Origin of the sequence: Collinsella aerofaciens, from assembly GCF_032584215.1 — a bacterium.
Taxonomy (GTDB): domain Bacteria; phylum Actinomycetota; class Coriobacteriia; order Coriobacteriales; family Coriobacteriaceae; genus Collinsella.
In genome coordinates this window covers 1-348 of the sequence record NZ_JAWHPN010000151.1, presented here as the reverse complement: position 1 = coordinate 348, position 348 = coordinate 1, and the positions used below count along the sequence as shown (strand labels likewise).

The window sequence follows — 348 nt, the reverse complement described above, 5'->3', positions numbered from 1 at the left end:
GCCCCAACGGCGGAAGATCTCGAGCAGCCCGGCGCACAGGCACTCCGACCTCTGCGACATGAGGGCGACGCATTGCCGGTCGTTCGAGTGCGGGAGCGTCGCGACCAGCAGCTTGAGGTCGAGGGGCCTCCCGCCGACTGCGGCGCGGAAGTTCCCGAAATCGACCTGGCAGGTGCCCGGCGCCCACTCGAGCTCGAGGTACCCCTCTCCGCCCGCCGCGGCCCGGGCATGCCTGAGCTCGCGGACGAACCTCTGCACGGTGGAGTACGAGCCGGCGTAGCCGCGCTCGGCGACGAGCCTGTCGTAGATCCGCCTGGCGGTGTGGCGCTGCTTCCTCGGGGCCCCGAG

At 71.8% G+C, this 348-nt stretch carries 1 protein-coding gene; it reads left to right on the top strand.

What is annotated here, in order from left to right; genetic code table 11:
* Positions 1-72: 72 nt before the first annotated feature.
* Positions 73-348, top strand: a 276-nt coding sequence (locus tag RX395_RS10180; protein WP_316367412.1) for a hypothetical protein, incomplete at its 3' end; no start/stop codon positions are given.